The 2,180-nt window shown below is 31.4% G+C and carries 2 protein-coding genes; one reads left to right on the forward strand and one right to left on the reverse strand.

Annotated elements, in window-relative coordinates:
* The first annotated feature begins 176 nt into the window (after window positions 1-176).
* Window positions 177-1,097 carry a DMT family transporter gene (locus ACZDYH_RS30270; protein ID WP_088363406.1) on the forward strand — a complete coding sequence of 307 codons (921 nt, stop codon included), beginning with the start codon at window positions 177-179 and terminating at the stop codon, window positions 1,095-1,097.
* An 86-nt stretch (window positions 1,098-1,183) separates the two neighbouring features.
* Here the strand turns inward: ACZDYH_RS30270 and ACZDYH_RS30275 are convergent, their stop codons facing one another.
* The gene (locus tag ACZDYH_RS30275; RefSeq protein ID WP_088363405.1) at window positions 1,184-1,975 is read right to left on the reverse strand and encodes a sulfotransferase family 2 domain-containing protein; all 792 of its coding nucleotides are present in this window, start codon (window positions 1,973-1,975) and stop codon (window positions 1,184-1,186) included.
* Window positions 1,976-2,180: the final 205 nt, after the last annotated feature.

The raw sequence follows: 2,180 nt of genomic DNA on the forward strand, positions 1-2,180 counted from the left end.
ATTTATTTTTATTATTTTAAATTTAAAGGTAAGAATTACCTTTTCAAGAATATAGTCCAGATGTAAAAAGAATGTTTGTGATCTTACATAACCTTTTGTGCTTTTAAAGGATTTTACATTAGAAAAAATCTATAATTAAGGTAGTTAACATATATTTTTGATGGGTGTGGGGAATTATGAAAGAAATATGCATGTTATTAGTGGCTGTTATATTATGGGGCACAGCCATTGCGCCAACAAAATGGGCGTTAGAATCTATTCAGCCGTTTACTTTGTTATTTATTCGTCTTTTCTTTGCAGGTGGAATTTGTATGCTATTCTCATTTAAGGAATTACAAAAATCAGTTGTACATAAAAAAGTTCCATGGAAAAGAATGAGTTTGTTAGCTTTTACCGGTGTAGCTGGTTATTTTATGTTTACATCCTACGGCATTTCTTTAACAAGTGGATTACATGTGAGTATTATAGATGCTGCATTACCATTAGTTACAATTCTTTTTTCAGCACTCTTTTTGAAAGAGAAAATTCGATTGAATTATTGGATAGGAATTATATTGGGTGCTATAGGAGTACTCTTTATTACGATTCCATCTAAAAGTGCTAATCAAGAAGTGTCTTTAATAGGAGATATACTGATATTATTAAGTACTTTTCTATTTGCTTTCTACACAGTTTTGCTAAAACGACCAAAACAAGAACAGTATTTATCAAACGAGGTTTTTATAACATTAACTTTAATTATTGGAGCTGTTATTCTCTTACCGTTTGCACTAATAGAAATTTTTTATTACGGTCTTCCAAAGGTTGAAACTTGGAAAACGGGACTTAGTGTAATATACCTTGTTATTGGAGCAACAATTTTAGCGTATTGGTTTTGGAATAAAGCGCTAGAGAGAGTTTCAGCATCAGTAAGCGGATTATATTTAAATGCATTACCATTAATAAGTATTATTACTTCAATTATTCTATTAAATGAATCTCTGACATGGAGAGTAATAATGGGAGCGAGTTTAGTCTTAATTGGAGTAGGATGGGCGGATAAGCAAAAGTTATGTAATCTATTAAAAGGTAACAAGGTGGAGAATAGAGACTGTTAAACAGTATGATTTATATAATTGAAATGTTAAAAAGATACCTTATATATGAGGTATCTTTTTTATTTAGCAAAGATAATAGACTAAAGTTAGTATGGATATTCTTTGCTGTATTTATATGTGTCGAAATCATTTTGAAATATTGCTTGGACAAGTTGTATACATTCAGTATCATAAAAGCTTTCAAAAGTTGGATGACGTGGAAATAAAGGATCAGTAATATCGCCTTCGCTAAAATTCCCTTTATAAATCATGGCGGGAGTTTGATGATGCCATGATGTTGAGAACTCATTTATTGGTGCGGTTTTTAATTCGAAACGCTTTTCTAATTCTTTCATTTCCTGATCGAAGTTTTCTAAGTATATATAATTGGTCACATATTCTTCTTCACCAGCTATATATTGTTGTGTGAAATGTGGGTTAATATCACTTGCGTGAGCCCCTTTTATAAATAGATAGTATAGAAATTGTTTAAATGAGATCCCTTTGGAGGAATTTTCATCTTGATATAAAAACTTTCGGATGGGTTTCCATTCGGGATTTTCCATATAAGGAGGTCCAATTAAGGATACGAAAGAACTGACTGCTCTCCTATAAGGGTTACGAACAAGTTTAAAAGTTTCTTTTTGTTTTTCTCGTAACGCTACTCCTAGTCGTACACTATAAGCAGGTGTACTTTTGTATATATCATATTCATAATTATGAATGAAAGGACTATAACTTAGAGCGGTTTGTAATAAATCAATCTGGTAAAAGAACCACTTAGCAAGAGAAGTACAGCCGCTTTTTTGACTCCAAAATAGAATGATTGGAAACTTCCTATGATAGTGTGGGCTTCTTGAATGGGAGCTTATGATGTGTAATAAAGAAGGATTGAACAAGTTCTACACTCCTTTCAGTTATCTTATTGATATGTATGAGAAATAAAAGGGGGATATGAGAGTCTTTTTCATCTTTTTAAAAAAAATGAAAGATTAATATTGACTATTATTATATAGAGGTGTAATATAGGACAAGTCGCCGATGACAATAACGTCGCAAGCGACAAACGAAATAAAAAAACTTAGTTGACATTAACTAACGAAG

It is taken from the genome of Bacillus sp. EB V-12, from assembly GCF_056158125.1.